This window comes from Polaromonas sp. AER18D-145 (assembly GCF_002379095.1).
Lineage (GTDB): Bacteria > Pseudomonadota > Gammaproteobacteria > Burkholderiales > Burkholderiaceae_C > Polaromonas.
The window spans coordinates 62,759-88,011 of record NZ_NBZV01000017.1 but is presented as its reverse complement, the minus strand read 5'-3'; the positions used below and the strand labels follow the sequence as shown (position 1 = coordinate 88,011).

General features: G+C 62.5%; 27 protein-coding genes. 24 read left to right on the top strand and 3 right to left on the bottom strand.

The window, feature by feature from the left end; genetic code table 11:
• Nucleotides 1-172 precede the first annotated feature (172 nt).
• The 24 genes from B7G52_RS10860 to B7G52_RS10745 all read left to right on the top strand — a co-directional run bounded on the left by B7G52_RS10860 (nt 173) and on the right by B7G52_RS10745 (nt 21,973).
• The gene (locus B7G52_RS10860) at nt 173-1,342 is read left to right on the top strand and encodes an ABC transporter substrate-binding protein (RefSeq protein WP_096697613.1); all 1,170 of its coding nucleotides are present in this window, start codon (nt 173-175) and stop codon (nt 1,340-1,342) included.
• A gap of 2 nt (nt 1,343-1,344) precedes the next feature.
• Nucleotides 1,345-2,220: a branched-chain amino acid ABC transporter permease gene (locus B7G52_RS10855; protein WP_096697612.1), complete on the top strand. Its 876-nt coding sequence runs from the start codon at nt 1,345-1,347 to the stop codon at nt 2,218-2,220.
• Between the two features lie 9 nt (nt 2,221-2,229).
• A complete protein-coding gene (locus B7G52_RS10850; RefSeq protein WP_205853053.1) occupies nt 2,230-3,246 on the top strand; it encodes a branched-chain amino acid ABC transporter permease in 1,017 nt (338 codons plus the stop codon).
• On the top strand, nt 3,243-4,052 hold the full coding sequence (locus B7G52_RS10845; protein WP_240523396.1) for an ABC transporter ATP-binding protein: 810 nt from the start codon (nt 3,243-3,245) through the stop codon (nt 4,050-4,052). Before B7G52_RS10850 ends, B7G52_RS10845 begins: the two co-directional genes overlap by 4 nt.
• Nucleotides 4,053-4,057: 5 nt before the next feature.
• Nucleotides 4,058-4,837, top strand: coding sequence for an ABC transporter ATP-binding protein (locus B7G52_RS10840; RefSeq protein WP_096697611.1), 780 nt, complete (start codon nt 4,058-4,060; stop codon nt 4,835-4,837).
• Between the two features lie 28 nt (nt 4,838-4,865).
• Nucleotides 4,866-5,270, top strand: coding sequence for a non-heme iron oxygenase ferredoxin subunit (locus B7G52_RS10835; protein WP_240523395.1), 405 nt, complete (start codon nt 4,866-4,868; stop codon nt 5,268-5,270).
• 372 nt (nt 5,271-5,642) lie between these two features.
• On the top strand, nt 5,643-6,107 hold the full coding sequence (gene paaI, locus B7G52_RS10830; RefSeq protein ID WP_170954743.1) for a hydroxyphenylacetyl-CoA thioesterase PaaI: 465 nt from the start codon (nt 5,643-5,645) through the stop codon (nt 6,105-6,107).
• 104 nt (nt 6,108-6,211) lie between these two features.
• Nucleotides 6,212-7,285, top strand: a complete 1,074-nt coding sequence (locus B7G52_RS10825) for a 2Fe-2S iron-sulfur cluster binding domain-containing protein (RefSeq protein ID WP_096697608.1) — start codon at nt 6,212-6,214, stop codon at nt 7,283-7,285.
• A 284-nt stretch (nt 7,286-7,569) separates the two neighbouring features.
• Nucleotides 7,570-8,766, top strand: coding sequence for an ABC transporter substrate-binding protein (locus B7G52_RS10820; RefSeq protein ID WP_096697607.1), 1,197 nt, complete (start codon nt 7,570-7,572; stop codon nt 8,764-8,766).
• A gap of 75 nt (nt 8,767-8,841) precedes the next feature.
• Nucleotides 8,842-9,705 carry a branched-chain amino acid ABC transporter permease gene (locus tag B7G52_RS10815; RefSeq protein ID WP_096697606.1) on the top strand — a complete coding sequence of 288 codons (864 nt, stop codon included), beginning with the start codon at nt 8,842-8,844 and terminating at the stop codon, nt 9,703-9,705.
• Nucleotides 9,702-10,730 carry a branched-chain amino acid ABC transporter permease gene (locus tag B7G52_RS10810; RefSeq protein WP_096697605.1) on the top strand — a complete coding sequence of 343 codons (1,029 nt, stop codon included), beginning with the start codon at nt 9,702-9,704 and terminating at the stop codon, nt 10,728-10,730. The genes B7G52_RS10815 and B7G52_RS10810 overlap by 4 nt, the downstream gene beginning before the upstream one ends.
• Before the next feature lies 1 nt (nt 10,731).
• Complete coding sequence (locus B7G52_RS10805; RefSeq protein WP_096697604.1) at nt 10,732-11,493, top strand: ABC transporter ATP-binding protein; 762 nt, start codon at nt 10,732-10,734, stop codon at nt 11,491-11,493.
• On the top strand, nt 11,483-12,187 hold the full coding sequence (locus B7G52_RS10800) for an ABC transporter ATP-binding protein (RefSeq protein ID WP_096697623.1): 705 nt from the start codon (nt 11,483-11,485) through the stop codon (nt 12,185-12,187). The genes B7G52_RS10805 and B7G52_RS10800 overlap by 11 nt, the downstream gene beginning before the upstream one ends.
• Before the next feature lie 80 nt (nt 12,188-12,267).
• Nucleotides 12,268-13,542, top strand: a complete 1,275-nt coding sequence (locus B7G52_RS10795; protein ID WP_096697603.1) for an aromatic ring-hydroxylating dioxygenase subunit alpha — start codon at nt 12,268-12,270, stop codon at nt 13,540-13,542.
• 16 nt (nt 13,543-13,558) lie between these two features.
• On the top strand, nt 13,559-14,050 hold the full coding sequence (locus B7G52_RS10790) for an aromatic-ring-hydroxylating dioxygenase subunit beta (protein ID WP_096697602.1): 492 nt from the start codon (nt 13,559-13,561) through the stop codon (nt 14,048-14,050).
• Between the two features lie 11 nt (nt 14,051-14,061).
• Nucleotides 14,062-14,973, top strand: coding sequence for a VOC family protein (locus B7G52_RS10785; protein ID WP_096697601.1), 912 nt, complete (start codon nt 14,062-14,064; stop codon nt 14,971-14,973).
• Entirely contained in the window at nt 14,970-15,782 is an 813-nt protein-coding gene (locus B7G52_RS10780; protein ID WP_096697600.1) for an SDR family NAD(P)-dependent oxidoreductase, read from the top strand. Before B7G52_RS10785 ends, B7G52_RS10780 begins: the two co-directional genes overlap by 4 nt.
• Before the next feature lie 8 nt (nt 15,783-15,790).
• A complete protein-coding gene (locus B7G52_RS10775; protein ID WP_170954742.1) occupies nt 15,791-17,020 on the top strand; it encodes an MFS transporter in 1,230 nt (409 codons plus the stop codon).
• Entirely contained in the window at nt 17,013-17,735 is a 723-nt protein-coding gene (locus B7G52_RS10770; RefSeq protein ID WP_096697598.1) for a TetR/AcrR family transcriptional regulator, read from the top strand. Before B7G52_RS10775 ends, B7G52_RS10770 begins: the two co-directional genes overlap by 8 nt.
• Nucleotides 17,735-18,757 (top strand): amidohydrolase family protein, encoded by a 1,023-nt coding sequence (locus tag B7G52_RS10765; RefSeq protein ID WP_096697597.1) that lies wholly within the window; start codon nt 17,735-17,737, stop codon nt 18,755-18,757. The genes B7G52_RS10770 and B7G52_RS10765 overlap by 1 nt, the downstream gene beginning before the upstream one ends.
• Before the next feature lie 100 nt (nt 18,758-18,857).
• On the top strand, nt 18,858-19,217 hold the full coding sequence (locus tag B7G52_RS10760) for a non-heme iron oxygenase ferredoxin subunit (RefSeq protein WP_205853052.1): 360 nt from the start codon (nt 18,858-18,860) through the stop codon (nt 19,215-19,217).
• A gap of 61 nt (nt 19,218-19,278) precedes the next feature.
• On the top strand, nt 19,279-20,613 hold the full coding sequence (locus B7G52_RS10755) for a Rieske 2Fe-2S domain-containing protein (protein WP_096697595.1): 1,335 nt from the start codon (nt 19,279-19,281) through the stop codon (nt 20,611-20,613).
• Nucleotides 20,610-21,116 (top strand): aromatic-ring-hydroxylating dioxygenase subunit beta, encoded by a 507-nt coding sequence (locus tag B7G52_RS10750; protein WP_096697594.1) that lies wholly within the window; start codon nt 20,610-20,612, stop codon nt 21,114-21,116. The genes B7G52_RS10755 and B7G52_RS10750 overlap by 4 nt, the downstream gene beginning before the upstream one ends.
• A 20-nt stretch (nt 21,117-21,136) precedes the next feature.
• Nucleotides 21,137-21,973, top strand: coding sequence for a 1,6-dihydroxycyclohexa-2,4-diene-1-carboxylate dehydrogenase (locus B7G52_RS10745; protein WP_096697622.1), 837 nt, complete (start codon nt 21,137-21,139; stop codon nt 21,971-21,973).
• Between the two features lie 9 nt (nt 21,974-21,982).
• On the opposite strand, the gene B7G52_RS10740 is transcribed toward B7G52_RS10745, so the two are convergent.
• The 3 genes from B7G52_RS10740 to B7G52_RS10730 are packed head-to-tail and all read right to left on the bottom strand — an operon-like array spanning nt 21,983 to nt 24,973.
• Nucleotides 21,983-23,389: an MmgE/PrpD family protein gene (locus B7G52_RS10740; protein ID WP_170954741.1), complete on the bottom strand. Its 1,407-nt coding sequence runs from the start codon at nt 23,387-23,389 to the stop codon at nt 21,983-21,985.
• Between the two features lie 7 nt (nt 23,390-23,396).
• Nucleotides 23,397-24,158 (bottom strand): enoyl-CoA hydratase-related protein, encoded by a 762-nt coding sequence (locus B7G52_RS10735; RefSeq protein WP_096697621.1) that lies wholly within the window; start codon nt 24,156-24,158, stop codon nt 23,397-23,399.
• Nucleotides 24,155-24,973: an IclR family transcriptional regulator gene (locus B7G52_RS10730; RefSeq protein ID WP_096697592.1), complete on the bottom strand. Its 819-nt coding sequence runs from the start codon at nt 24,971-24,973 to the stop codon at nt 24,155-24,157. The genes B7G52_RS10735 and B7G52_RS10730 overlap by 4 nt, the downstream gene beginning before the upstream one ends.
• Nucleotides 24,974-25,253: the final 280 nt, after the last annotated feature.

Sequence of the window (25,253 nt, the reverse complement as noted above, 5' to 3'; positions counted from 1 at the left end):
TGCCCAAGACATCCAACGCCAAGCTGAAGAAAGGCGAGTTGAAGAAATGGCTGTCTGGCGGTGCAGTGCCCCTGCCCTGGCAACTCGAAATTGCTTGACCTTGTAGAGCCCCGTCAAGTACCCCCTTGAAAATTACCCCCGTGCATAAAACGTGAAACCCCAGGAGACAAAAATGTTGAAACTACGTAAACCCATGAAATGTTTGATGGCTACCGCCGTCGTGTGTGTGTCCGCCTTGTTGCCGGCGGCAGCTCAAACCAAGCCGCCGTTGAAAATCGGTGGATGTTTTTCCGTTACTGGCCCAGCGTCCTACGCCGGAGCTGGCGCCATGAAAACCGTCGAGATGTCCGTCGAAGCCATCAACGCCGCTGGCGGCATCGATGGCCGCAAAGTTGAGTTCCGCGGCTACGATGACGAATCGGATGCATCGCGTGCCAATACGCTGGTCAAGCGTCTGATCGAGAATGACAAGGTTCACGTCATCATCGGCTGCTCACTGACGGGCCCGACGATGTCGGCCATCCCGCTGGTGGAGCGGGCGGGTATCCCCATGGTTTCGTTGGGTGCGGGTTCTGCGATTGTTGAGCCGGTCAAGAAATTTGTATTCAAGACGATCCATACCGATGCGATGGTGGTGAGTCGCCTGTACGACCACATGCTGGGTCGCGGTATCAAGAGCATCGGCATCATTGCCGGCAGCGATGCGTTCGGTCGATCCTGTCTCTCAGCCGCGCAGAAATTGGCACCGGAAAAAGGCGTCAAGATTCTGCGCGATGAGTCCTACAACGCCAAGGACACGGACATGACCGTACAGCTGACCAAGCTGCGCCAGGAGCCGGGTTTGCAGGCAGTCTTGAATTGTGGCTTCGGCGAGCCGGCGATCATTGCCACCAAGAACTACAAGCAACTCGGCATCACCGTGCCGCACTACGGAACCCATGGCCTTGCGTCGAACGATTTTGTCAGATTGGCGGGCGGTGCGGCGGAAGACATGATCATGGCAAATGTATCCCTCCTGGTATGGGATCAATTGCCCACCAGCGACCCCCAGCAACCGGTGGTGCAGGCTTATGTGAAGGCCTACCGCGCCAAATTCAACGAAGCCCCTTCCTTCTTTGCGGGTACTGCACATGACGCGTTCTTCGCCATCCGGGAGGCGGTGCGGCGCAGTGGCAGTATCGAGCCCGCCAAAATTCGCGATGCCATCGAAAAAGGCAACGACTTTGTGGGTGTGACAGGGCATTTCCGGATGAACGAGACCGACCACGTTGGCTTGACCCCCGACTCCTTGCGGATCGTACAGGTCAAGAATGGTCGATGGAAACTCGTTGAAAAGGAGTGATTATGGACGCCGCATTCATTCAGTTTCTCTTTGCCGGTCTGACCGAGGGCGCACGCTATGCACTGGTGGCTCTCGGTTTCATGCTCGTCTACAACGCAAGCGGGGCACTTAACTTTTCTCAAGGGGAGTCGGTCATGCTTGGTGGCATGACTACCGCTGTTCTGATGCAGGCTGGAATCCCGCTGTTGCCCGCCATGGCCGCCGCCATTGCGGTCACGCTGGCGGTGGCGCTGCTGCTGCAAAAGTTGTTTTCACGGACTTTGGAGCGGTCAGGTCTGCTTGAGGTCATTATCATGACGGTGGCGTTTGGAATGGTCGTGCGCGGCGTGGTGCATGTCTTTTGGGGTACACAGACGCGCTCGGTTCCGGCCTTCAGTGGCAATGATCCCTTGATGATCGGGGGGGCGACCATCCTGCCGCAGGTCTTGTGGGTGATCGGCATCACAGTTGTGATACTGCTGATTTTGGGCTGGTTTTTTCGCTACAGCCGGGCTGGGCGTGGATTTGTGGCAGCGTCGCTCGATCCGGAGACTGCCCAGCTCATGGGGATTAATGTGCGCGGTGTGTTGATGCTGGCCTTTGCCTTTGCCGCTGCCCTTGGCGCGGTCGGTGGCATCGTGACGGCGCCAATTACCTATACCTACTATGACGTTGGTGTGATGGTCGGCCTCAAGGCGGTCATCGCGGCCATCATAGGCGGCATGGGCAGTCCACTCGGTGCCGTCCTCGGCGGCTTGCTGATTGGCCTGGGTGAGTCGATGACGGCGGGCTATCTGTCGTCAGCATACAAGGATGCGGTCCCCTTCTTGATGATCACCTTGCTGTTTCTCGTCAAACCGAACGGTTTGCTTGGAAAAGCGCCGATTGAAAGAGTTTAGAGATGAATCATGATGAATGAGCTTTTAATTAAACCGTCCGGCGTAGCCGCAGCTCCAATCAAGAGCGTGATCGGCCAAAGGGTATTTGCACGCTACTCGCTGCTATTTGTTTTGGTCTTGGCCTTGGCCTTGGTGCCTATCCTTATTTCCAATTCTTTTTATATTGCCGTCGCCAATCTGGTGATGATCAACGCAGTGGTTGCCATTTCCATGACGCTGTTGCTCGGTACGACCGGGCAGCTCAGCCTGGGTCACGCCGGTTTCTTTGCGTTCGGTGCCTATGTCTCGGCCTACCTTGGTGGTCCGCAAGGGCTGCCCACGCTGCTGGCGCTGGCGCTGGCGGTGCTTGGAACGGCAGTGCTTGGCTGGTGTGTTGCGCGTTTGTTCCTGCGCTTGTCAGGCTACTATCTTGCCGTGGCGACGCTCGGCATCGGCATGATGTTGAGTATTGTGTTGCGCAACGAGCAGCATCTGACCGGCGGGCCCGATGGTATGTCGGTTGTGCCGTTTGGCGTTTTGGGCTTTTCACTGCAAGGTGAGATGGTATGGTATTTCGTGTTGTTGTTCGTGCTGGTGTTCGCCACTGTCGGGTCCTACAACCTGCTTCGTTCTCCTGCCGGTCGCGCCCTTCGTACGCTGCATGATGCCGAGATCGCCGCGACTTCCGTCGGTGTTGATGTACGCGGCTACAAGGTGCGGGTTTTCGTGTTGTCGACCGCGTTGACCGGATTGATGGGGGCCTTATACGCCCATTATGCGGGCTTTATCACCCCTGCTTCGGCCTCGTTCACGCACTCGGTTCAATTCGTGATGATGGCGGTCATCGGCGGCATTGGGTCGGTTGCCGGGGCCGTGTTGGGTGCTGTCATTGTCACTTTGCTACCCAACTTATTGGCGGGGGCGGCCGAATATGAGGTTCTTGTGGTCGGCCTGATCCTGCTGTCCACTGTGCTGCTCTTGCCGCGTGGCATGGTGCCGACATTGACGGCCTGGTATCGAGGTCGAAAGGGGAGGAAGGCTTCATGAGTACGCATTTAGACGTTGCTGAGTTGGCTACTGATCGCAGCGTGAACGATATCGTGCGTGTGCAAGGGCTGCATAAACACTTTGGGGGCCCCGCCGTGCTGGAGGACGTTTCGTTCTCGTTGTGCGCCGGGCAGGTGCATTCGGTGATTGGTCCCAATGGCGCTGGCAAGACGACGCTGTTGAACGTGCTCAGCGGGCTGTATCAGCCCAGCGCCGGCGAAGTGTTCATTGCTGGGCGCAGCTTGGCTAGGCTCCCTCCGCATCACCTGGCCAAGCTGGGCGTGGCCCGGACATTCCAGAACCTGAAAATCGCTCGCAATCTGACGATCGAAGAGAACGTGTTGCTAGGCGCGCATGCGCGCGCGCGTGCGGGAATATGGGCAGGTATTTTTCGGCCTCCCGAGCTGGTGCGGCGAGACAGTGATCTGAGCGTGCGAGCACGGGAGTTGCTGCAGATGGTCGGTGTTGAGGTTGACCCTCAAACCATGCCGGACGCACTCTCGTATGGTGCGCTCAAACGGCTGGAAATTGCGCGCGCGCTGATGGCGGAGCCACGGCTTCTTCTGCTCGATGAGCCGGCCGCCGGGCTGAACCAGCGCGAAACGGTCGAGATCGGTCAGTTGATCAAGCGCCTGACTGAGCACAATATAACGGTCGTGTTGATTGAGCATGACATGAAGCTTGTGATGGGAATCTCCGATCAAGTCATTGTTTTGAACTACGGGCGAAAGATTGCACAAGGTACACCGGATTTTGTCGTTCGCGATCCGGAAGTTGTCAAAGCCTATCTCGGCACGAACCATTGAAAATCATGTTAAACAACGGATCAGCACTACATTCCGCTCGCTCGGCAACCGGCAAGCCGCTTCTGCGCGTCAATGAACTCAACACCTTTTACGGACATATTCATTGTCTTCGAGATATTTCAATCGAGGTCATGGAAGGCGCCCTGGTCGCTCTGGTGGGTAGCAACGGCGCTGGAAAAACCACCCTGTTGCGCACGATTTCCGGTCTCCAGCCAGCAGCGGGCGGTAGCATCGAACTGGCGGGGGAAAATATCGTCGACATGGCGGCGTACCGTCGGGTGGCGCACGGCATGGCGCACTGCCCGGAGGGGCGTCGGGTTTTCGGTGAGTTGTCAGTGGAGGCTAATATTCGTCTTGGTGGGTACCTGCGCCCTCGGGTAGAAGTTGAACGTGAATTAGAGCGCATCTATGACCTTTTTCCTGCCTTGGTCGCCAAGAAGGCGCAAGCGTCCGGTCTCCTGTCCGGTGGGCAGCAGCAAATGCTCGCGATTGCGCGGGCCTTGATGAGCAAGCCGCGCTTGCTCCTGCTTGATGAGCCCTCAATGGGACTGGCGCCGCTGATTGTGGAAGAGGTCTTCTCTGTCATCAAACGGTTGCGGCGGGAGGGTATGACGATCCTGTTGGTTGAGCAGAATGCGCACGTGGCGCTGCCGATGGCGGACTGGGCTTACGTCATTGAGACGGGGCGTATCGTGCGCGCCGGTGAGGGCGAGAGCCTGATGCAGGACCCCGCGGTGCGGGAAGCCTACTTCGGTTTGGGCGAATCACTGTCTGCTCTCGCATGACGCATGGCCAACAGAGGAAGGATTGAACATGAATACGACCATGCACATTGAAACAACTTTATCTGGAAATCAGGGGTCTTTTGTGAGTAATGCCAAGTCACTGACCTTCATCGCGCGAACCGGAGATGTGGAACCTGGTTGCGCACTGCAAGTTAATCTCGGGGGGCGTGCACCGCTGGCGCTGGTGCGCCTCTCCGATGAGTTCTTCGTGATCGATGACACCTGCACGCACGGCGCAGCGTCTTTGTCGGAGGGGGACATCATCGATGGTGAAATCGAATGTCCTTTTCACAGTGGGTGCTTTGATATCCGCACCGGTGCCGTGACGGCCTCTCCGTGCACCAGGGCCCTGACGGTCTATCCGGTCAAGGTGGAAGACGACCAGGTTTTCGCGGCGCTCGATGCCGGCACCTGCGCCGATATCCCCGTCTGAAAGTTTTTATTATTGTGGACAACCCGCTTTCGTCGATTAAGCTGAAGAAAATGGCGTGGATGCTGCCCCACCTCCCGGCTGGACGGATTCATTCGCTACGAAGGAGGTCTTGCTGACGGACAACTGTGACCGCACCGGCCGCTCGGCTACCTTGAAGCTGGTGTCGCGCTCCTGTCAGAGGGGTCGAATGCGCGCGCCACTCTGGACGTCGACGGCCATTGCACCGTCAAGGCGAACTGGGTCACGCACCAAGGCTGTCCCATCAAAAGCTTTGCTTCAAAATAAACTGAAGATTGTTATTGCCCCCAGGCCGTTTTATCGTGTGGCCTTGATCTGATGCCCTTGAAATATTTTTTGCCGGAAAGAATTCCCATGATTGAACAACATCCTGATCCGCAGGCGCTGGCCGAAGAAGTCTGCGCTGCCATGTGGTCTCGCGACTGCGCCACCAATGCACTGGCTATGCAAATACTCGGTGTCAAGCCCGGTTACGCCATGACGTCCATGCCTGTGCGTGCGGACATGGTCAATGGCCACCATATCTGTCACGGCGGCTACATCTTTACCCTAGCTGATAGCGCCTTTGCCTACGCCTGCAATAGTTACAATCAAAACACGGTGGCTTCTGCCTGCCACATCGACTTTCTGGCGCCAGCCAAGGAGGGCGACATCCTGGAGGCCGAAGCCGTCGAACGTTCTCTGTCCGGTCGCACCGGTGTCTATGACGTCACGGTACGCACGCGTGGCGGGAAAACCATAGCGCTGTTTCGGGGCAAGAGCTATCGTATTAGCGGTGAAGTGATCGTCGGCCTGCAGCAGGCAGAGCACGCTGAATAACTCGTTACAAGGTAAGCCCCGGCTCTGTCGGGGGACTCACACAAGCTCGTCCGTTTGCTGTGGTCGTAGATGCTTCGATTCCGACCAAGGAAAAGGAGTATCGGATGAAAGTGATCAGAGCCTTGTGCATGCTCGCTGGAATTCCAAATATGTTTGGTAAAAAAGAGCCCCTGGAGATCACGGTCAGCTCGCATGGATTGCAGTTCGCAGTGCCTTCTGGAAAAACGCTGCTGGAGGCGGCACTGGAAAGCGGCATCGGCTTTCCGCATGACTGCAAGGTTGGAACCTGCGGTAGCTGCCGCTATCGGCTCGATGAAGGCAGGATCTCCGAGCTCGACTCATCGGCGCGCGCGTTGTCCGGGGCGGACTATCAAGCCGGTTTCAGGCTCGGTTGCCAGACCTTGCCCCGCTCGAACCTGTCGATCTGGCTGCTCTCGCTGTCGGAGCCGGTCGCTGTCGCTCAGGCATTTGACGGCCGGATCGCGCGTGTGGCGCCGCTTACCGGCGATATCGTGGAACTCAAGCTGCGGCTGGACCGGCCCATCAGCTTTGTGCCCGGCCAGTATGCCGAGTTGAGCGTCGAGGCCATTCAGGGCGCGCGCAGCTATTCGTTTGCGGACGCCAAGAACTGCGAATCAACCGACGAGGTGAGTTTTCACATTCGTCGGGTACCTGGGGAAGTGTTCACGGGCTGGCTGTTTGCTGGTGATCGTCTTGGTGCGCCGGTTCAGGTGCGGGGGCCGCAAGGCGGGTTCCGGCTACGCGATGGCGACGCCCCGATCGTTTGCATCGGGGGCGGCAGCGGACTGGCGCCACTCAAATGCATTCTCGAACATGCGCGTCGCGCTGGGTGTGCGCGGCCCGTCACCTTGCTGTACGGTGCCCGCACCCAGGCCGATCTCTACTGCCTGTCGGAAATCGATGAAATTTCAGGTCAATGGGGCGCTGCATTTCGTTTTCTGCCGGTCCTTTCGTCCGAGCCGAACGATAGCGACTGGCGCGGCGCACGCGGGCTGGTAGCCGACTATGCATCGCAGGCGCCCGACTTGGCGGACAGCCAGGCCTATCTGTGCGGGCCGCCGCCCATGGTGGACGCCGCCGAGGCGCTGCTGTCTCGACTGGGCGTGGCAACAGAGAACATTTTTGCCGACCGCTTTTTTGAACGAAGCCAGGTCTGAGATGAGCAAAAAGCAAGAGGGCGGATGTTCGATGGCACGCGATTAAGTGATCGAATCAAGAGGAATCTCGACAATTATTAGGGTTATCGATAATAGAAAGATAAAAAGATAAAAAGATAATATCGCTATGGCTCATTTGAGGTTTGGACGGATGGTTCGCCCCGAACCGGGCTTTAACTGTAGTGGCACTTAAACAGGCTAACCTGTTTGTTTTTTGTGCTGATCGAGTTCAGGCGAAATCCGGGTTGATTCAATCCCGCTCGGTAGCAACAAAAGGAGAGAACATGAAAGCATTCAAAAATACCGTCTTGGCCGCTGCGATGGCCCTGTCGTTCGCGGCCAGCACGCCCGCTGCCGCCCAAGGCAAAGACCTCAAGGTGGGTCTATTGCTCCCCTTTTCGCAGGTTTTTGCGGTCTATGGCGAGGCGGTCAAGGAGGGTTTTGACCTCGCCATCGAAGAGGCCGGCGGCCAGGTCGCGGGCCGCAAGATCGTGGTCCTCAAGGAGGATAACAAGGAAGACCCGAAGGTCTCGCTGCAGATGGTGCGCCGCTACACCAAGGACGACAACGTTGATTTCATCGTCGGGCCGATTGCCTCGCACGTGGTGGGAGCCATCCGCGACGAGATCCACCGGTCCAAAACTTTCCTGCTGGTGGCCAATGCCGGCAACAACGAGATCACCGGCAAGAACTGCAGCCCGTACATCGTGCGCACCTCGTTCTCGAACTGGCAGGTCAATCACTCGATGGGTCAGTACGCGGCTGAAAACATCGGCAAGTCGGCGCTGACGGTCAGTGCCAACTACGATTCCGGCCGGGAGCAGGCGGGCGCGTTCCGCCAGGGCTTCATGGAAAAGGGTGGCAAGGCGCCGCAGGAGGAGTGGCCGGCCCTGGGCACGGCTGACTTCGCGCCGATCATCACCAGCATCCGCGCCAAGCAGGCTGAGGTTGACATGGTGTGGGCCTTCCTGGCCGGCAGTGCCGCGCCGCGATTCATCACACAGGTCACGCAGGCCGGCGTGCGCGGACCCAAGCTCAAGCTCATGGGGCCGGTCTACATGGCCGATGAGCTGTTCTTCCCCGCGATGGGCGACGCGGCGCTCGGCGTGCTGGTCAGCGGCCACTACATGGCCAGCCTCGACACACCGCGCAACCGCGCCTTCCAGGCCCGGTTCCAGAAAAAATACAACAAGGTGGCGCACGTCATGCACGTGCAGGGTTACGACACGGCCAAGCTGATGCTCGCCACCGTGGAGGCGCTCAAGGGTGATCTGAGCGACAAGGCCAAGGTGCGCAAGACCTTGACCAGCATCCAGGTGGACAGCCCGCGCGGCTATTTCCGCATCGACCCGAGGACCGGCAACGTGGTGCAGAACATCTATGTCGGCGAGGTCATCAAGCGCGCTGACGGCACACTGGGCCACAAAATCCTGAAAACCTATGAGCAGGTGACTGACAAGGGCGAGGGCTGCACGCTGTAAGTCGGACAAGCTGACCCCCCGCGCGCCGGCGTTGCCGGCCTGCGCGGGGTTCGGCCCTGAATACGTCAAATCACCATGCAGATCATCATCGAGCAGATTCTCAACGCCTTGCAAATGGGTGTGCTGCTATTTCTCATCGCGTCCGGCCTGTCGCTTATTTTCGGCCTGATGCACGTCGTCAACCTCGCGCATGGCGCGCTCTATATGGTGGGTGCGTATTTTGGCATCACGATTGCACGTGGCATCGGCAACTTCTACCTTGCCGTGCTGCTGGCGCCGCTGCTCACGGCGGCGGTAGGCGTGCTGGTCGAGCGCGCCTTGCTCTCGCGTACCTACGGCCGCGGCATGTATCCGCAGGTGCTGCTGACGCTCGGGCTGGTGTTCTGTTTTGACGAACTGGTTCGCATCATTTGGGGTGCCCCGATCCAGACGCTGACGCTGCCACCCGAGCTTGCCGGTTCGGTGGTGCTGGCCGGTGTGTCGCTGCCCACTTACCGCGTCTTCGTGGTGGCGGTTGGCATCCTGGTCATCGCGGCATTGCTGCTGGCGTTTGGTCGCTCTCGCCTGGGGGCCATGGTGCGCGCTGGCGTTGACGACCGTGAAATGGCCGAGGCCCTCGGCATCAATGTACGCAGGCTCTTCGGCGGCGTATTTGCCGTGGGCGCCGCGCTGGCCGGGCTGGCTGGCGTGCTGGCGGTGCCGATTTTCAACGCCTATCCCGGCATGGGCAGCGAGATACTGATTTCCGCGCTGGTGGTGGTGGTGGTCGGCGGCATGGGCTCGCTGGCCGGCGCCCTGATCGCGAGCCTGCTGATCGGCGCGGCGACCGTGGTCGGCCAGGTCTTTGCCGCCGAGTTCTCCACCGCGGTGATCTATCTGATCCTGGTGGCGGTGTTGCTGATTCGGCCGCAAGGCATCATGGGGAGCGTGGCCCGATGAACCCCAAGTACAAGTACAAGTACAAGCACTGGCCGCTCCTGGCGCTGCTGGTCATCGCGGTCGCGCTGCCACATTCCACGCGCGGCACGCAGACCGAGTTCGCGATCGAGATCCTGATCACCGGCATGTTCGCGTTGAGCCTGAACATCCTGATTGGCCGCCTCGGCCTGATCAGTTTCGGCCATGGCCTGTTCCTCGGCGTTGGTGCTTATCTGGCCGCCTTCATGCTGCGCCACGTGGCCGAGAACCTGTTTGTGTTGCTCGCAGCAGCGCTGCTGGTGGGCGCCGTGGTCTCGCTGGTCGTGGGGGCGATGGTGCTGCGGCTGGGGGGCGTCGGTTTTGTCATGATCACGATTGCCTTCTGCCAGTTGTTCTACGTGCTGGTGCTGTCCACGCAGGCCTGGTCGGGCGGCATCAACGGCATTTCGTCGATCCCGCGTCCTTCGCTATGGGCGGGGGATGGTGTGCCCGACTGGTTGTCGCTGGACAACGGCATCACCTTTTACTACGTCGCGCTGCTGCTGCTGATCGCGCTGTTGCTGGGCCTCAAGCGCCTGGATGCTTCGCCGCTGGGCGCGGTCTTTGCCGGCATCCGCCAGAACCCCATGCGCATGCGGGCGCTCGGCTACCCGGTGCGGCGTTTTCAGTTGATCGGCTTCGTGATGGCTGGGGCTGTTGCCGCAGTCGCGGGCGCCTTGCACGCCAGCCTGTTCAGTCTGGTAGACCCGGCGCTGCTGTTCTGGACCACGTCCGGCGAGGTCATTCTGATGGTGATTCTGGGCGGTATCGGCAGCCTGTACGGCCCGCTGGTCGGGGCCGCGCTGTTTCTGGCGCTGTTTCATTACCTGGGCGCGCTGACCGACCACTGGCGCCTGGTGCTGGGCATGGTGTTTGTGCTGATGGTGCTCTATGCACCCAACGGGCTGGTGCCGTTACTGACCAACGCCTGGCACCGCTGGTGCCGTCCGGGCGCGCAGCGGCCTGGCGCCGACGCAGTACCGGCGTTGCCGAAAGAGGGTGGCTGACATGACGGCACCGGTGCTCGAAACCCGCGGTCTGACGCTGGCCTATGGCCGCTTCCTGGCCTTGCGCAACGTCGACCTGCAACTGCTGCCGGGCCAACGCTACGGCGTGCTCGGCCCCAACGGAGCGGGCAAGACCACGTTGCTGAACCTGCTGACCGGCACCCTGACGGCGACCTCGGGATCGATCCACCTCGACGGTACCGACATCACGGCACTGTCGGCCGAGCGGCGCAGCCATCTCGGGATTGGCCGCAGCTTCCAGAAGACCAGCGTGTTCCCCGAATTCAGTGTGCTGGAGAACGTGCGGCTGGCGGTGCAGTCGCGCGAGCTGCGGCGCAGTTTTGATTTCTGGACGCCGCGCTCGCGCGACCGCCACCTCGACCAGCGTGCCATGGCTTATGTCGAGAAAGTCGGCCTGGCCGCCAAGGCGGCGGCACCAGCCACGGCGCTGTCGTATGGCGAGCTGCGCCAACTCGAGATTGCCTTGGCGCTGGCCACCGAGCCGCGGCTGTTGCTGCTGGACGAACCCACCGCCGGCATGAGCGAAGAGGAAACCCATGCGGTGGTCGACATGTTGCGCGCCAGCCTGCCCCGGGCGCTGACCCTGGTGATCATCGAGCACGACCTCAAGGTGATCGAAGGCCTGACCGACCACGTGTTCGTGTTCGAGCAGGGTGCTCTGTTTGAACAGGGAACACCCAATCAAATCCGTGACAGCGCGCGGGTGCAGGAGATCTATTTCAAGGGGCGTCATCTTGATTGAGCTGCAGAACATTTCCGCGGCCTACGGTGTGACACCGGTACTGCACGACGTCAGTCTGCGCGCCGACGCATCGACCTTTCTCGGCCTGATTGGCCGCAACGGCGCGGGCAAGACCACCACGCTGCGCAGTATGGTTGGTTTGATGCCGCTGGTCGCCGGTCGGGTACTGTTCGACGGCCAGTCACTGGCCGGGCGGGCCACGCACGAGATCGCGCGGATGGGCGTCGCCTATGTGCCCGAGAACCGCGGGGTATTCCCGTCCCTGACCGTGATGGAGAGCCTCACGCTGGCGGCCCGGCCACCCGCCAACGGAGCGACCGGCTGGACGCTGGAGCACGTGCTGGACGTCTTCCCTCGCCTTGGCGAGCGCCGACGCAACCGCAGCGACGCCTTGTCCGGCGGCGAGCAGCAGATGCTGGCCATTGGCCGTGCGCTGCTCACCAACCCACGCTTGCTGATTCTCGACGAACCGACCGAAGGACTGGCACCGTTGATCGTCCACGAAATTCAGGCGGTGCTGCGCTCGCTGCGGGGCAGCGGCATGGCGTTGATCGTGGTTGACCAGAACCTTGACACCGTGTTCAACGTGGCCGACGAGGTCGCGGTCATGTCACGCGGCGCCGTGGTGGCGCAGGGGCCGAGTGCCACGCTGCGCGCCGATCAGGCCCTGTTGAACCACTACCTCGGGGTGTGACGCGCCGCCGCCGTGCCCACACCCGCCTTGTCCCGAATTTCAGACCGACATCTTACCCGCCTGGAAAAGGAAAACACCCCATGAAAGACATTTCCAAAGTCATCAAGCTGCATGTCGACAACACGCAAAACCTGTTCAAGGTGCCGCGCGCGTCCTTTGTCAGCACCGATGTGTTCGAAGCCGAGCGTGACGCCATTTTCAACCGCTGCTGGCTGTATCTGGGGCATGCCTCGGAGGTCACCGAACCGGCCCAGTTCGTCACCCGTACGGTGGCCGGGCGCAACCTGATCTTCAACCGCGATGCCGACGGCCGGGTCAACGCCTTCATGAACACCTGCCCGCATCGCGGCGCCACGGTGTGCCGCGACCGCGCGGGCAAGGCCAAGAACTTCCAGTGCTTCTACCACGGCTGGGTGTTCGGCAGCGACGGCGCGCTCAAGAGCCAGCCGGGCAAGGAGTCCTATTGCGACGGCTTCAACGACCACGGCGGCGCGAACCTGGTGCCGGCTCCCCGGCTGGAGGAATACCGCGGCTTTTACTTCGTGGCCTTTGACCCCGACATCGTTGATCTGCCCACCTACCTGGGCAATGCGCGCGAATACCTGGACCTGGTGGCCGACCCGTCCGAAGCCGGCATGGTGATTGTCGGCGGCACGCAGGAATACAGCATCCGTGCCAACTGGAAGCTGCTGGTCGAGAACAGCATCGACGGCTACCACGCCGCGACCACCCATGCGAGTTACCTTGACTACCTGAAGGGCACCGCCGGTTCGCTAGCTGCCGTGGGCTTGGTGGGCGTGGGCCGTGACCTGGGCAACGGTCATGCGGTGATCGAATACACCGGTCCCTGGGGTCGTCCGATCGGGCAGTGGATTCCGGCTTGGGGCGAGCAGGGCAAGGCCGATATCGGTCGCCTCGTCGATGGCCTGACCCAGCGTTTTGGCGAGGAACGAGCCCAGCGCATCGCGCTGAAAAACCGCAACCTGCTGATCTTCCCCAACCTGATCATCAACGACATCATGGCGGTCACGGTGCGCACTTTTTACCCGCTTGCCCCTAACCAGTTGCATGTCAATGCCTGGGCGCTGGCGCCGGCGGACGAAAGCGAATGGTCGCGCAAGTCGCGGCTGGAGAACTTTCTCGAATTCCTGGGGCCGGGCGGCTTCGCCACGCCCGACGACGTCGAGGCGCTGCAGCAGTGCCAGGCCGGCTATGAAAACATGCGCGAGGCCGGCTGGAACGACATCTCCAAGGGCATGGGCAAGGCGCAGCCGGCAATGGACGACGAAATCCAGATGCGCGCCTTCTGGACCGAGTGGAACGCCCGCATCGAACAAGCCAACAACGCACGCTGAAGAGGAGGCCCCCACCATGCAAGCACAAGCATTCACCCGCGGCGAAATTGAAGACTTTTTGTACCTTGAGGCAGCCCTGCTCGACGACTGGCAACTGCCGGAGTGGCTGGCCCTCTACACCGCCGACGCTCGCTATGAGGTGCCATCCACCGATCTGCCCAAGGACGCATCCCCGGAAAACAATCTGTTCTTCATTGCCGACGATGCCTTCCGCCTGAGCGAGCGCGTCAAGCGGCTGATGAAGAAAACAGCCTTTGCGGAATACCCGCGCTCGAAGACCCGCCATCTGGTGAGCAATGTGCGCATCCTGGACAGCAGCGGCGACCGCTGCCGGGTGAGCAGCGCCTTCGTCACCTACCGCACCAAGTCCGGCGTGACCGATACCTATATCGGCAGCAGCGAACATGCCATCGTTCGCAGCGACGCCGGCCTGCGCATCGCCAGGAAGCGCTGTACGCTCGACCTCGATTCGCTGCGCCCGCAAGGGCGCGTGAGCATCATTCTCTAAAGAGGTCCGCCATGAGCATCCCCTTCCGCTATCGAAAGCTGGGCTATGTGGCCCTGAATGTGACCGACCTCGAGCGCTCGGTCCGTTTTTATACTGACATGGTCGGACTCGATCTGTCGGAGCCGTTCGGCGCCGGCCCGGCATTTCTTCGCTGCGGCGCCGATCATCACAACGTGGTGTTGTATCCGGCCACCGCACCGGGCGTCAAGCGCATTGCGTTCGAGCTCGAAAGCCGGGCCGAGATGGAGCACGCACGCAAGCACCTCGCGAGCCTGGGGCTGGCGGTCGAAGATATACCGGTTGAAGAACGCGCTGCGCTGCGCCAGGGCGACGGCCTGCGCTACGTCGAACCGAACTCGGGCCTGACCTTCGAGTACTACACCCGGGTGTTGCAGATGGCGCTGCCGTTTCGCCAGAGCGTGACCAAGATCGCCCGTCTGGGCCATGTGGTGCTGTCGGTCGATCGCTTTGACGAGATGACGGACTTCCTGACCACGCAGTTGGGCTTTGCGGTGTCCGATTTCGTCGCCGGCCGCTTTGCCTTCATGCGCTGTCAGCCCAACCCGCTGCATCACTCGTTCGCCATTGGCCGTTCGGCCGGAGGCAACCACCTCAACCATGTGAACTTCATGGTCAGCGATATGGATGACATCGGGATCGCGATGAACCGGCTGCAAAAGCATGACGTGCCAATCGTCTTCGGGCCGGGCCGTCACAAGCCCTCGGGCAGCATATTCCTGTACTTCCTCGACCCCGACGGCATGACGGTAGAGTACAGCTTCGGCATGGAGGAGTTTCCAGAGAAGGGCGCGCGTGAGGCGCGCATGCTGGAGGCACACCCACTGGCGCTCGATACCTGGGGCAGCGTGCCCAAGCCGGAATTCGCCAAGGTCGGCGCGATTGAAGCGCAGGAGTCGACATGAACACCACCCATCCATCGAACCCGGCGCCACAAGCGGCACCTTGGGCCACCCAGGCCAAACCGCACCGCGGCCGGGTGGCGGTGGTGACCGGCTCGGCGCGCGGCATCGGGCTGGAGATCGCCTTGCGGCTGGCGCGCGACGGTGCCCGCCTGGCGCTGGCCGATACCGATGGGGAGCGGCTTGCGGCTAGCGCCCAGGCGGTGCGCGAAGCCGGGGCCGAGGTGATCACGCAGGTCGGCGATCTGTCGCTGGAAGCCACGGCCAACGAATTGATGGCCGCCACGCTGGCCGCCTTTGGCCGCATCGACATTCTGGTCAACAACGCTGGCGGCGGCGTGATCCTGCCGTTTCTCGAACACACGCCGCAGACGCTCAAGCAGACCATTGACCGCAACCTGTGGACGGTGCTCTGGTGCTGCCGCGCCGCGCTGCCGACGATGAAGGCGCAGCGTTATGGCCGCATCGTGACGCTGGGCGCTGACTCGGTGTACAGCGGCCTGTGGGACCACGCCGCCTACAACGCCGCCAAGGGCGGTGCGCATGCGCTGGCCACCGGCCTGGCGCGCGAGTTCGCGCGCGACGGCATCACGGTCAACACGGTGGCGCCCTGCGCGGTCAGCACGCCGCAACTGGTCGAGCTGGGGCAGAAGGATCCGGCGCTGGTGGACAAATTCCTCAGCATCATTCCCATGGGGCGCGCCGCCGAGATGGCCGAGGTGGCATCGATGGTCAGCTACGTCGCCTCGGCCGAAGCGTCGTTCGTGACCGGGCAGGTGATCAGTGTCAACGGCGGCAGTACGATGCCGTGATGAACGTTATGAAACCTGCACTGGCCCCGGCGCAGCCGGCCGACACCGACTGGCCGCGGGTCGGCCTGTTGTTGCTGTGCGGTATTTTCGCCGCCACCCAGGTCGGCAAGCTGCCGCCCGCCATGCCGGCGTTGCGCGACCATTTTGGCGCGAGCCTGGTGCAGCTCGGCTGGATCTCTTCGGTGTTCAACCTGATTGCCGCGCTCATCGCGCTGGCGGCCGGCCTGGTAGCCGACCGGGTTGGGCGGCGCACGGTTCTCAAGCTCGGCCTGCTGGCGTTGGGCATGGGCGCCCTGCTCGGTGCCAGCAGTGTCGGTATCGGCCTGCTGTTTTTGTCGCGCGTGGTCGAAGGGCTTGGCTTTGTCTGCATCGTTGTGGCCGCTCCGGCGCTGATGCGCGAAGTGGCCGGGCTGCCGCGCCAGCGCCTGGTACTCGGACTGTGGAGCAGCTACACAGCGCTGGGCATGACGGCGATGCTGCTGGCCGCGCCGCTGCTGATCGGCTTGCTGGGCTGGCGCGGTGGCTGGTGGATGGGGGTGTTTGGGTCGGTGCTGCTGTTGCTGGCGGTACTGCGTGCTTTCCCGGGCAGCGGCCGCGCCGCGGCGGCGCAGCAGACCGCGCCCGGCCTGTTGCACGGTCTGCGAGCGACCACGCCATGGCTGCTGGCCGGCTGCTTCACCGTCTACACGCTGCAATGGATGGCGATGATGGTGTGGCTGCCAACTTTCCTGCACGATGAATTCGACCTGGGCTTGGGACAGGCCACGCTCGTTGTCGCGGCCGTGATCATTGCCAATGCACCGGGCAACTGGCTGGGCGGCTACCTGTCGCAGCGGGGCCTTGCGCCCGCGCAGCTGATTCTGGGCTCCGGCCTGGTCATGGGTGTCACCGGTTGGGCTGCTTTCTCCGCGGACGTCGGTCCCGCGCTGCGTTTCGCGCTGTGCGTTGTTTTTTCCTTCATCGGCGGGGTGCTGCCGGCTTCCATTTATGCCTGTGTGCCCGCTGTCGCCGCACGGCGGCAGAACTTTGGTTCAGTCAACGGCCTGGTGGTGCAGGCATCGAATATCGGCGCGTTGCTGGGCCCGCCACTGGCGGCGACGCTGGTCGCGGCCAGCGGCTGGCGCGGAGTCGGACCGGCCTACTTGCTGACCTCGGCGCTGTCTGCGCTGTTGATTGTGCTGGCCGCGCGGGCCCCTGAAATGCGGCCCGGTGCCGCCGCGAGGGTGGCCCATGGATAAGACTTCACGCGCAGCGCGCGGGCGCGACCTGGTCGGGTCCGGTTCGGCCACGCCGCAGCCCAGGGTGCGTCGCACGCAGGAGGCGCGCAGCGACGAGATGAAGCAGCGCATCCTCACCGCCGCCTTCGAGGTATTGAAGGAACGCGGCATTGCCGGCTTCACCACGCCCGAAGTGGCCCGGCGCGCGGGCGTTTCGCGGGGCGCGCAGGTGCATCATTTTCCGAGCAAACACGAACTCGTGGTCGCGGCCATGGAGCATGTGTTCGAACTGGCGCTCGCCCATGGGCTGGCGCTGGCGAAAACGGCGAAGCAATCGAATCGACCGCTCGAAGCCTTGATCAAGGACGCGTCGGCGTTTTATTTCAGCGACTATTTTTATGTCGGACTGGACATGTTGCTGGCCGGCGGCAAGGACCCGGCGCTGAAGGAAGCCGCCGTGCAGGTGGTGCGCAATTACAGGCGGCCGGTCGAGCAGGCGTGGTTGTCGGTGATGCGCGAACTCGGTCTGCCCGAGGCGGCTTCCGAGGACCTGTTGCTGCTCACCGTCAGCCTGGTGCGCGGACTGGGCATTCGTGCGCTGTGGTCGCCCGAGCCCGAGCGCGTGGCACAACTGCTGTCGCTGTGGCAGGACATGGTGGGCGCCTACATCAAGTCCATCGGTCCGTCGCCGCGCCAACCCGGCGCCGACGCCGGATCCGTCCAGGAGCGGCGCTGATGAACCCTTCCGTTCTCGTCGGTAACGTCGATATTCACACGCACGTCGTGCCGGCGGAGTTTCCGCCCTATCTGGGCCATCGGCTGGGCGTACGCTGGCCGTCGATGACCGAGGCGCAGCCCTGCCACCGCCATGTGATGCTGGACGGCCAGGTCTATCGCACCGTGTCGCACCAGTGCTGGGACTGTGCCGTGCGGCTGGCCGACATGGACGCCATGGGCATCGTGCGGCAGGTGCTCTCGCCGATGCCCGAGTTGCTGTCGTATGGGCTGGTCGGCGAGGATGCGCAGGTCTTGTCGCGCTTTCTGAATGATGCGATCGCCGGCATGGTGCAGGCCGCGCCGGCCCGCTTCACAGGCCTGGGCACGGTGCCGCTGCAGGACGTTGATCTGGCGATCCGGGAGCTTGATTTCCTGCTGCATCAGCTCGGTCTGGCCGGGGTGGAGATTGGCAGCAATATCAATGGCGTGAGCATCGGCGACGCGCGCTTTCTTCCTTTCTTCGAAGCCGCCGAACGCTGGGGTGCCGCCATCTTCGTGCATGCGCTGCGGCCGGCTGGCATGGATCGGCTGGTCGGCCCACCCATTCTTGAGCAGGCGCTGGCTTTCCCGGGCGAGGTCGGCTTGGCGGCGGCTTCCATGCTCACCGGCGGCACGCTGGCGCACTGTCCGCGCCTGCGCATCGCCTTCAGCCATGGCGGCGGCACGCTGGCTCAGTTGCTGCCCCGCTTGCAGCATGCCTGGGAGTGCTTCCCGGCGCTGCAGGCGGCGATGCCGACGGCGCCGCGCGAGGCCGCCCGCGCCATGTACTACGACGATCTGGTTTACGACACATCCACCATCGCCTACCTGCTGCGCGCATTCGGGCCGACGCAGCTCATGCTCGGCAGTGACTACCCGTTCGCGATCATGGACCCGGACCCGGTCGGCCGGTTGGCGGCCCTGGCGCTGGACGAGCCGGCGCTGGCGCTGCTGCGCCACGGCAACGCGGCGCGCTGGCTGGGCTTGCAGGGGACAGCATGAAGGCTGCGGCGCTGGCCCACGTTGTTCAGTTTGTTCGGATGGCGGAAGCCAGCCGGTTCGGGCGCATTGAAAAACTTTATCTGGAAATCCGGAGTCTTTTGTGAGTATTGTGAGTATTACCAAGCCAATGACCTTCATCGCGCGAACCACAGACGTGGAGCCCGGTTGCGCCCTGCAGGTCAATCTTGGGGGCCATCCACCCTTGGCCCTGGTGCGTCTTGCCGATGAATTTTTCGTGATCAACGACACCTGCACCCACGGCGAAGCGTCTTTGTCGGACGGAGAAATTATCAATGGTGACATCGAGTGTCCGTTTCACAGTGGCTGCTTTGATATCCGCACTGGTTCCGCTACCGCCTTTCCATGCACCAAGGCCCTGACGGTCTATCCGGTCAAGGTCGAAGACGAGCAGGTTTTCGCAGCACTCGATGCCGGCACCTGTGCCGATACCCCGGTCTGAATGTTTTTATTGTGGGGGCGGCCCAGCCGCCTCCGGTCGATCAACCTGAAGGAGAAATGCCATGGATGCTGCCCCGAACCCCCTGCTGGAAGAGTTCATTCACCACGAAGACGGCCTGCGCGCCGTGGACCGTCGTATCTTTGTCGATCCGGAACTGTTCGAGATCGAACAGCGCCAGATATGGGAAAAAGTCTGGGTCTACGTCGCGCACGAAAGCCAGTTGCCCAAACCCAAGGATTACATCACCGGCTGGATCGGTCGCGCGCCGATTGTCGTCAACCGCGACAAGACCGGTAAGCTCAACGCCTTCGTCAATATCTGTTCGCATCGTGGCGCCACGCTGTGCCGCACCTCCAAAGGCAGTGCCAGCAACTTCGTCTGCTCGTTCCACGGTTGGGCCTACGACGCGCAAGGCAATCTGCTGGCGGCGATGAACGAGGAGGGAGCTGGTTACCCGGAGGGCTTCGACAAGAGCAAGCGCGGCCTGACCAGGGTGCGGCTGGAGAGCTACCGCGGCTTTTTGTTTGCTACCCTGAACCGCGAGGCCGAGCCGCTGCAAGACTACCTGGCCGAGAGCAAGACCTTCATCGACATCGTGGTCGAGCAGGCGCCCGCCGGCATCGAGGTGCTCAAGGGTCGTTCGGTCTACACCTTCGAAGGCAACTGGAAGCTGCAGGCCGAGAACGGTGTCGACGGCTACCACGTCGACTCGGTCCATGCCAACTACGTGCAGATGATCAAGAACCGCGCCAAGATCAACGCCGAGGGAAAGGCGCTCAAGGTCATGGCGGTGGGCGACTTCACGCGTAACCGCGGCGGCTACTACGACCTCGGCAATGGGCACACGGTGATCTGGACCGACCTGACCAATCCGCAGGACCGGCCCATCTATGCGCGCCGCGAAGAACTCGAGGCGCGCATCGGCAAGGAGAAGGCCCATTGGGCCGTGGGTCGCTCGCGCAACCTGCTACTCTACCCCAACATGTTCCTGATGGATCAGATGGGCACGCAAATCCGCATGTTCAGGCCGCTGTCGGTCGACAAGACCGAGGTCACCATCTATTGCTTCGCACCGGTCGGTGAAGCGCCGGCAGAGCGGGCCAAGCGCATCCGGCAGTACGAGGACTTCTTCAACGCGTCGGGCATGGCTACGCCAGACGACCTGTCCGAGTTCAACGAAACGCAGAAGGGCTGCCGCAGCCACAGCATCGTGCGCTGGAGCGACATGTCGCGCGGCGCCGCGCACGAGATCCCCGGCCCTGACGACGTCGCGGTCGAACTCGGCATTGCGCCGGGCAGCAGTGGCGCGAAGGTGTCGGACGAAGGCATCTTCATTGCCCAGCACCAGCGCTGGGCCGAGTTGATGCAGGCGCAATCCAAGGGAGCCCAATCATGAGCGACACCACACTGCTGAACTCGGTAACCGCCTTGCTGTACCGCGAGGCCGAATATGTCGATGAGCGCCGCTGGGACGAGTGGCTGGCCCTGTTCGACCCCAAGGCGGAGTACTGGATCCCGGCCTGGGACTCGGAGGACGAGTACACCAGCGACCCGCAAAACGAAGTCTCGCTGATGTATTACGGCGACCGCACCGGCCTGGAGGACCGTGTGTTCCGGCTGCGCACCGGCCGCTCGGCCGCCTCCACGCCGTTGCCGCGCACCTGCCACATGGTGTCGAACGTGCGTGCCACCCTGGATGCCGAGGGACGCTGCATCGTGAAGGCGAACTGGGTCACGCATCTTTTCCGCAACAGCAGCTCGCAGAGCTTTTACGGGCACTACGAATACCTGCTTCTGCCGCAGGCCAAGGATTCGGGCAGCGGCTGGCGCATTGGCAAGAAGAAGATCATCGTGCTGAACGACCTGATTGATACGGTGCTTGACATCTACAGCGTTTGATGAAATTCACGGAGGGGGCCATGGCCACACCCAAAAAGACAGGAAAAAAGGCCGTAAAAAAGGCCGCACCCCAGCGCAACCGCTTGCGCTTCAGCGGCAAGACCGCCGTCATTACCGGCGCGGCGCAGGGCATTGGCCGTGCCGTGGCACTGGCCATGGCCGGGGAGGGCGCCCACGTCGTGCTGCTGGATCGCTCGAAGATCGTGCTGGAAGTGCGCGACGAGCTGTTGGCTGCGGGCCACCGGGCGACGGCGCTGCTGGTCGATGTCGAGAAGTACAAGGATTGCAAGAAGGCGATGGCCAAGGCGCACGCGATCGATGGACGCATCGACGTGCTGGTGAACAATGTGGGCGGCACGATCTGGGTCAAGCCCTTCGCGCATTACAGCGAGGAACAGATCAGCGCCGAGATCAATCGCTCGCTGTTCCCCACGCTGTGGTGCTGCCATGCGGTGCTGCCCCATATGCTGGCGCAGGGTGGCGGCAGCATCGTGAACGTCTCTTCGACCGCCACGCGCGGCATCCACCGGGTGCCGTACTCGGCGGCCAAGGGCGGAGTGAATGCGATCACGGTCTGCCTGGCGTTCGAGTATGCGCAGCAGGGCATCCGCGTCAACGCCGTCGCCCCTGGTGGCACCGATGTCGGGCCCCGGCGCATTCCCCGCAATACCGGGTCCATGTCGGAGCAGGAGCGCGCCTGGTACCAGGCGATTGTCGATCAGTCCGTGGAGTCCACCTTCATGAAACGCTACGGCACACCCGACGAACAGGCGGCGGCCATTTTGTTTCTGGCTTCGGACGAGGCCAGCTACATCACTGGCGTGACGCTGCCGGTGGCCGGCGGTGACCTCGGCTGACGCCGTCAGTCAGTGCCGGTCGCCGCAGGTCTGGCGGGCCAGCATGCCGGCCAGCGGCGAGAGATCGCTCAGGTGGTCGAGCCGTGCCACCAGATCGATCAGTTCGTCGCTCTCGTCAGGTGTGAGCACGGACTTGACCAGTCGGCGAAACTTTTCCTCCAGGCGCTGCTGCTGCTCCAGCAGGTCGCTGGCCGGGCGCCCGCTGTCGTGGCGCTGGCGCAGCACGGCGCCGCTCTGGGTTTCGATTACCACCTCACTGAGTGTGAGCTCCGGGCATTGTGGCGCGAGCAAGACTTGCACGCGCTCACGCAGGGCCGCTACCTCAGGCGCGCGCACGGCCTCGTCACTGAACGAGTCCAGTCCGGCGGTGTCGACCCCCGCCAACGCCATCGCCACCGTGTGGCGCAGGCTGAACTTGGCCTCCAGCCCGGTGCGCGGCTCGGCGATATTGCACACGCCCTCGCTGGCGGCACTGGCACGCACCGTCACGCGGCGTACGTCATCAGGCCGCAGCGCGTGTTGCAGGCGCAAGTGGCGCGCGGCCTCAATGGCGGCATGGGTGCCGTAGCAGGCGGCGTGGAACTTGAACAGGTTGTGGCGCAGGTGCCAGCCGCTGTCCGGCGCGGCCAGGGCCGCTTCCAGCGATGCGGTGCCGCCGTGCGTCGCCACGAAGCCTTGCGGACATTCCATGGCGTCGTCACGGCTGGTGAAACCACGCGCGGCCAACTGGGCTGCCTGCAGTCCGTCGGCACTGGCGCGCCCGGCATGCAGGGGCTTGCACATGGTGCCGAACATCGATTTCAGCCCGGCCGCCATGGTGCTGGCGATGCCCAGCGCGGTCGCGGTGTCATCGGCGTCGAGCTGAAGCAAGCGCGCGCAGGCGGCGGCCGCGCCGAGCGTGCCGAGCGTGGCCGTGGTGTGAAAGCCGTTGGAATACTGGGCGTCGCCGCACGCCAACCCCAGTTGGCACATGGTTTCATAGCCGGCGGCGAAGGCGGTCATGAAGTCGCTTCCGCTGGCGCCGCGCGACTCGGCCAGGGCCAGCAATGCCGGGATCAGGACCACCGAGGGATGGCCGGTGCAGGCCATGTTGACGTCGTCGTAATCGAGCGCGTGCGAGGCCGAGCCATTGATCAACGCCGCCTGCCGGCTGGAGGTCGTCATGGCGTGCCCGACGACGGTGGCCTGGGCGTGGCCTCCCTGTTCACGGGCTTCTTCGGCCAGCATGTGAACCAGCGGCTCACACGCGCCGGCCAGCGTCACCCCGATCCAGTCGAGCAGGCATTGCCGGACCCGCAGGCGCACATCCTCCGGCAGATCGTTGTAGCACAGGGCAGCGCTGCGTGCGGCCAGTTGCCGCGTGATGCCAGAGGTTTGGACGGCGGCCGACGGTGCGGGTTTTGTGGTCGTGGTCACGCTCATTTCAGCGCCCCTTCCAGACCGGTTTGCGCTTTTCCCGGAAAGACTGCGGGCCTTCCAAGGCGTCTTCACTGAGGTAGACGGCATCGAACGCACGGTTGGAGGCGCGCAGCGCGGCGGTGCGGCCCATCTCGGTGGACAGGCGCACCATTTCCTTGGCCGCGCGCACTGTCAGCGGCGCATTGGCCATGAGCCGGGCCGCCAGTTCCTTGGCGCCCTGCAATGCTTGCCCCTTGGGCATCAGGCGGTTGATGTAGCCGAGTTCGTAGGCGCGCTGCGCTGTCAGCGGGTCGCCGGTCATCGCGACTTCCATCAGGATGCGCTGCGGCAGCATGTGGATGACCGGCGCGGCCCACGGCATGCCGCGTCCGACCTTGGCCTCGGTGATGGCAAACCTGGCGGTTTCGTCCGCCACGCACAGGTCGCACATCTGCGACAGCAGCCAACCGCCCGCATAGGCATAGCCCTGCACGGCGGCGATGACGGGCTTGGTGACCTCGATGTTGTCGCCGAGCACGGCGATGAAGCCCGCTGGCGGGATGCGCAATTGCGTGTCGGCGGCTTCCACAAGGTCCATGCCGGCGCAGAAATTGTCACCGGCCCCGGTGAGGATGGCCACCTGGGCCTGCCCGTCGGCTTCGAAGCGGCGCCAGACCTCGAAAAATCCTTCGCGCACGGCGCGGTTCAGCGCATTGCGGCGTTTGGGGCGGTTGATGGTAATGACGGCGATGCCGTCGCTGACCTCGTAGAGAAGTTCGTTGGTCATGGGCTCAATCTCCTGGTCAAGTTGTTGTTCGGTTCTTTGTGGTCGCGTGCCGCCAATTCACGCGGGTCCGGTTCCGGACGGTAGCCGAGCGCACGCGAAATGTTTGCGGCGAGTTCCATCACCAGGCGCTGCAGGTCAGCAGCCGCAACGCGACCGCGCTCGATAGGCGCGGCAATGATCAGCGCCGCATTCACACGGCCGCCGGGCTCGAAGATCGGGGCCGAAAAACCGGCCACATCCGGTGTGACTTCCCCGATCGTGACGGCCACGCCGGTTTTTCGAACCTGCTCGATGATGCGCGCCAGTTGCTTTCGGTCGGTGACGGAGCGCGGCGTCATTGCACGAAGATCGGTGCTTTGCAGATATTCGTCGCGCCATGCGTCGTCCTGGAACGCGAGTAGCACGCGCCCGGCGGACGAGGCAAACAGCGGTCGTGTCGTTCCGGCCGGTACAGCGTATCGAATCCTTTTCGTGCTCTCGATGATTGGGCTGTAGATGAGTTGACCCGCTGCGCGGTTTATCTTGGCGATCAATGCTGTCTCGCCGGATCTCGCCACCGCTTCGCTCAGGAACGGCATGGCCACGACGTCGAGCGAGCTGGCTGAAACCAGCGAAGCCCCAAGAGAGAACGATTCGGGGCCCAATCGATACACCGCGTCGCTGCGTTGCAGGTAGCCATGCGCAGTGAGGCCTCGCAACAGCGAGAGCACGCTGGTTTTCGGTGCATTCATCGACACGCACAGCGACGCAAGGGCCATGCCCAAGGGCTGGTCGGCCAGCAGCTGCAGCAGTCGCAGCACACGTGTCAGCGACATCGGCACCCCGTCTACCCGGTGTGCAACCCCCGTTCGTTTCCGCCGGGCGGCTTTTGGAGTGCTCATTGGATCAATGCTTCCTGTTGATTCTGATATCAGAATACTTGTTCAAATATGAGAATAACGTTAGGATGCAAAACCGTCAATCGGGGGTTTCCTGGCAACGCATCGTGGAGGAAGCTCGACTTGACCGGTGGAGATACAGATGGGGTCGCTTCAGAAAACGGAGAACAAAGCACGCTAAGGACTCGCGTCAAAATAAGAGAGTTGACTATATTTT

Coding starts and splice junctions, on each gene's coding strand:
- B7G52_RS10860 (WP_096697613.1), top strand. CDS start 173: ATGTTGAAACTACGTAAACCCATGAAATGTTTGATGGCTACCGCCGTC.
- B7G52_RS10855 (WP_096697612.1), top strand. CDS start 1,345: ATGGACGCCGCATTCATTCAGTTTCTCTTTGCCGGTCTGACCGAGGGC.
- B7G52_RS10850 (WP_205853053.1), top strand. CDS start 2,230: ATGATGAATGAGCTTTTAATTAAACCGTCCGGCGTAGCCGCAGCTCCA.
- B7G52_RS10845 (WP_240523396.1), top strand. CDS start 3,243: ATGAGTACGCATTTAGACGTTGCTGAGTTGGCTACTGATCGCAGCGTG.
- B7G52_RS10840 (WP_096697611.1), top strand. CDS start 4,058: ATGTTAAACAACGGATCAGCACTACATTCCGCTCGCTCGGCAACCGGC.
- B7G52_RS10835 (WP_240523395.1), top strand. CDS start 4,866: ATGAATACGACCATGCACATTGAAACAACTTTATCTGGAAATCAGGGG.
- paaI (WP_170954743.1), top strand. CDS start 5,643: ATGATTGAACAACATCCTGATCCGCAGGCGCTGGCCGAAGAAGTCTGC.
- B7G52_RS10825 (WP_096697608.1), top strand. CDS start 6,212: ATGAAAGTGATCAGAGCCTTGTGCATGCTCGCTGGAATTCCAAATATG.
- B7G52_RS10820 (WP_096697607.1), top strand. CDS start 7,570: ATGAAAGCATTCAAAAATACCGTCTTGGCCGCTGCGATGGCCCTGTCG.
- B7G52_RS10815 (WP_096697606.1), top strand. CDS start 8,842: ATGCAGATCATCATCGAGCAGATTCTCAACGCCTTGCAAATGGGTGTG.
- B7G52_RS10810 (WP_096697605.1), top strand. CDS start 9,702: ATGAACCCCAAGTACAAGTACAAGTACAAGCACTGGCCGCTCCTGGCG.
- B7G52_RS10805 (WP_096697604.1), top strand. CDS start 10,732: ATGACGGCACCGGTGCTCGAAACCCGCGGTCTGACGCTGGCCTATGGC.
- B7G52_RS10795 (WP_096697603.1), top strand. CDS start 12,268: ATGAAAGACATTTCCAAAGTCATCAAGCTGCATGTCGACAACACGCAA.
- B7G52_RS10790 (WP_096697602.1), top strand. CDS start 13,559: ATGCAAGCACAAGCATTCACCCGCGGCGAAATTGAAGACTTTTTGTAC.
- B7G52_RS10785 (WP_096697601.1), top strand. CDS start 14,062: ATGAGCATCCCCTTCCGCTATCGAAAGCTGGGCTATGTGGCCCTGAAT.
- B7G52_RS10780 (WP_096697600.1), top strand. CDS start 14,970: ATGAACACCACCCATCCATCGAACCCGGCGCCACAAGCGGCACCTTGG.
- B7G52_RS10775 (WP_170954742.1), top strand. CDS start 15,791: ATGAAACCTGCACTGGCCCCGGCGCAGCCGGCCGACACCGACTGGCCG.
- B7G52_RS10770 (WP_096697598.1), top strand. CDS start 17,013: ATGGATAAGACTTCACGCGCAGCGCGCGGGCGCGACCTGGTCGGGTCC.
- B7G52_RS10765 (WP_096697597.1), top strand. CDS start 17,735: ATGAACCCTTCCGTTCTCGTCGGTAACGTCGATATTCACACGCACGTC.
- B7G52_RS10755 (WP_096697595.1), top strand. CDS start 19,279: ATGGATGCTGCCCCGAACCCCCTGCTGGAAGAGTTCATTCACCACGAA.
- B7G52_RS10750 (WP_096697594.1), top strand. CDS start 20,610: ATGAGCGACACCACACTGCTGAACTCGGTAACCGCCTTGCTGTACCGC.
- B7G52_RS10745 (WP_096697622.1), top strand. CDS start 21,137: ATGGCCACACCCAAAAAGACAGGAAAAAAGGCCGTAAAAAAGGCCGCA.
- B7G52_RS10735 (WP_096697621.1), bottom strand. CDS start 24,158: ATGACCAACGAACTTCTCTACGAGGTCAGCGACGGCATCGCCGTCATT.
- B7G52_RS10730 (WP_096697592.1), bottom strand. CDS start 24,973: ATGTCGCTGACACGTGTGCTGCGACTGCTGCAGCTGCTGGCCGACCAG.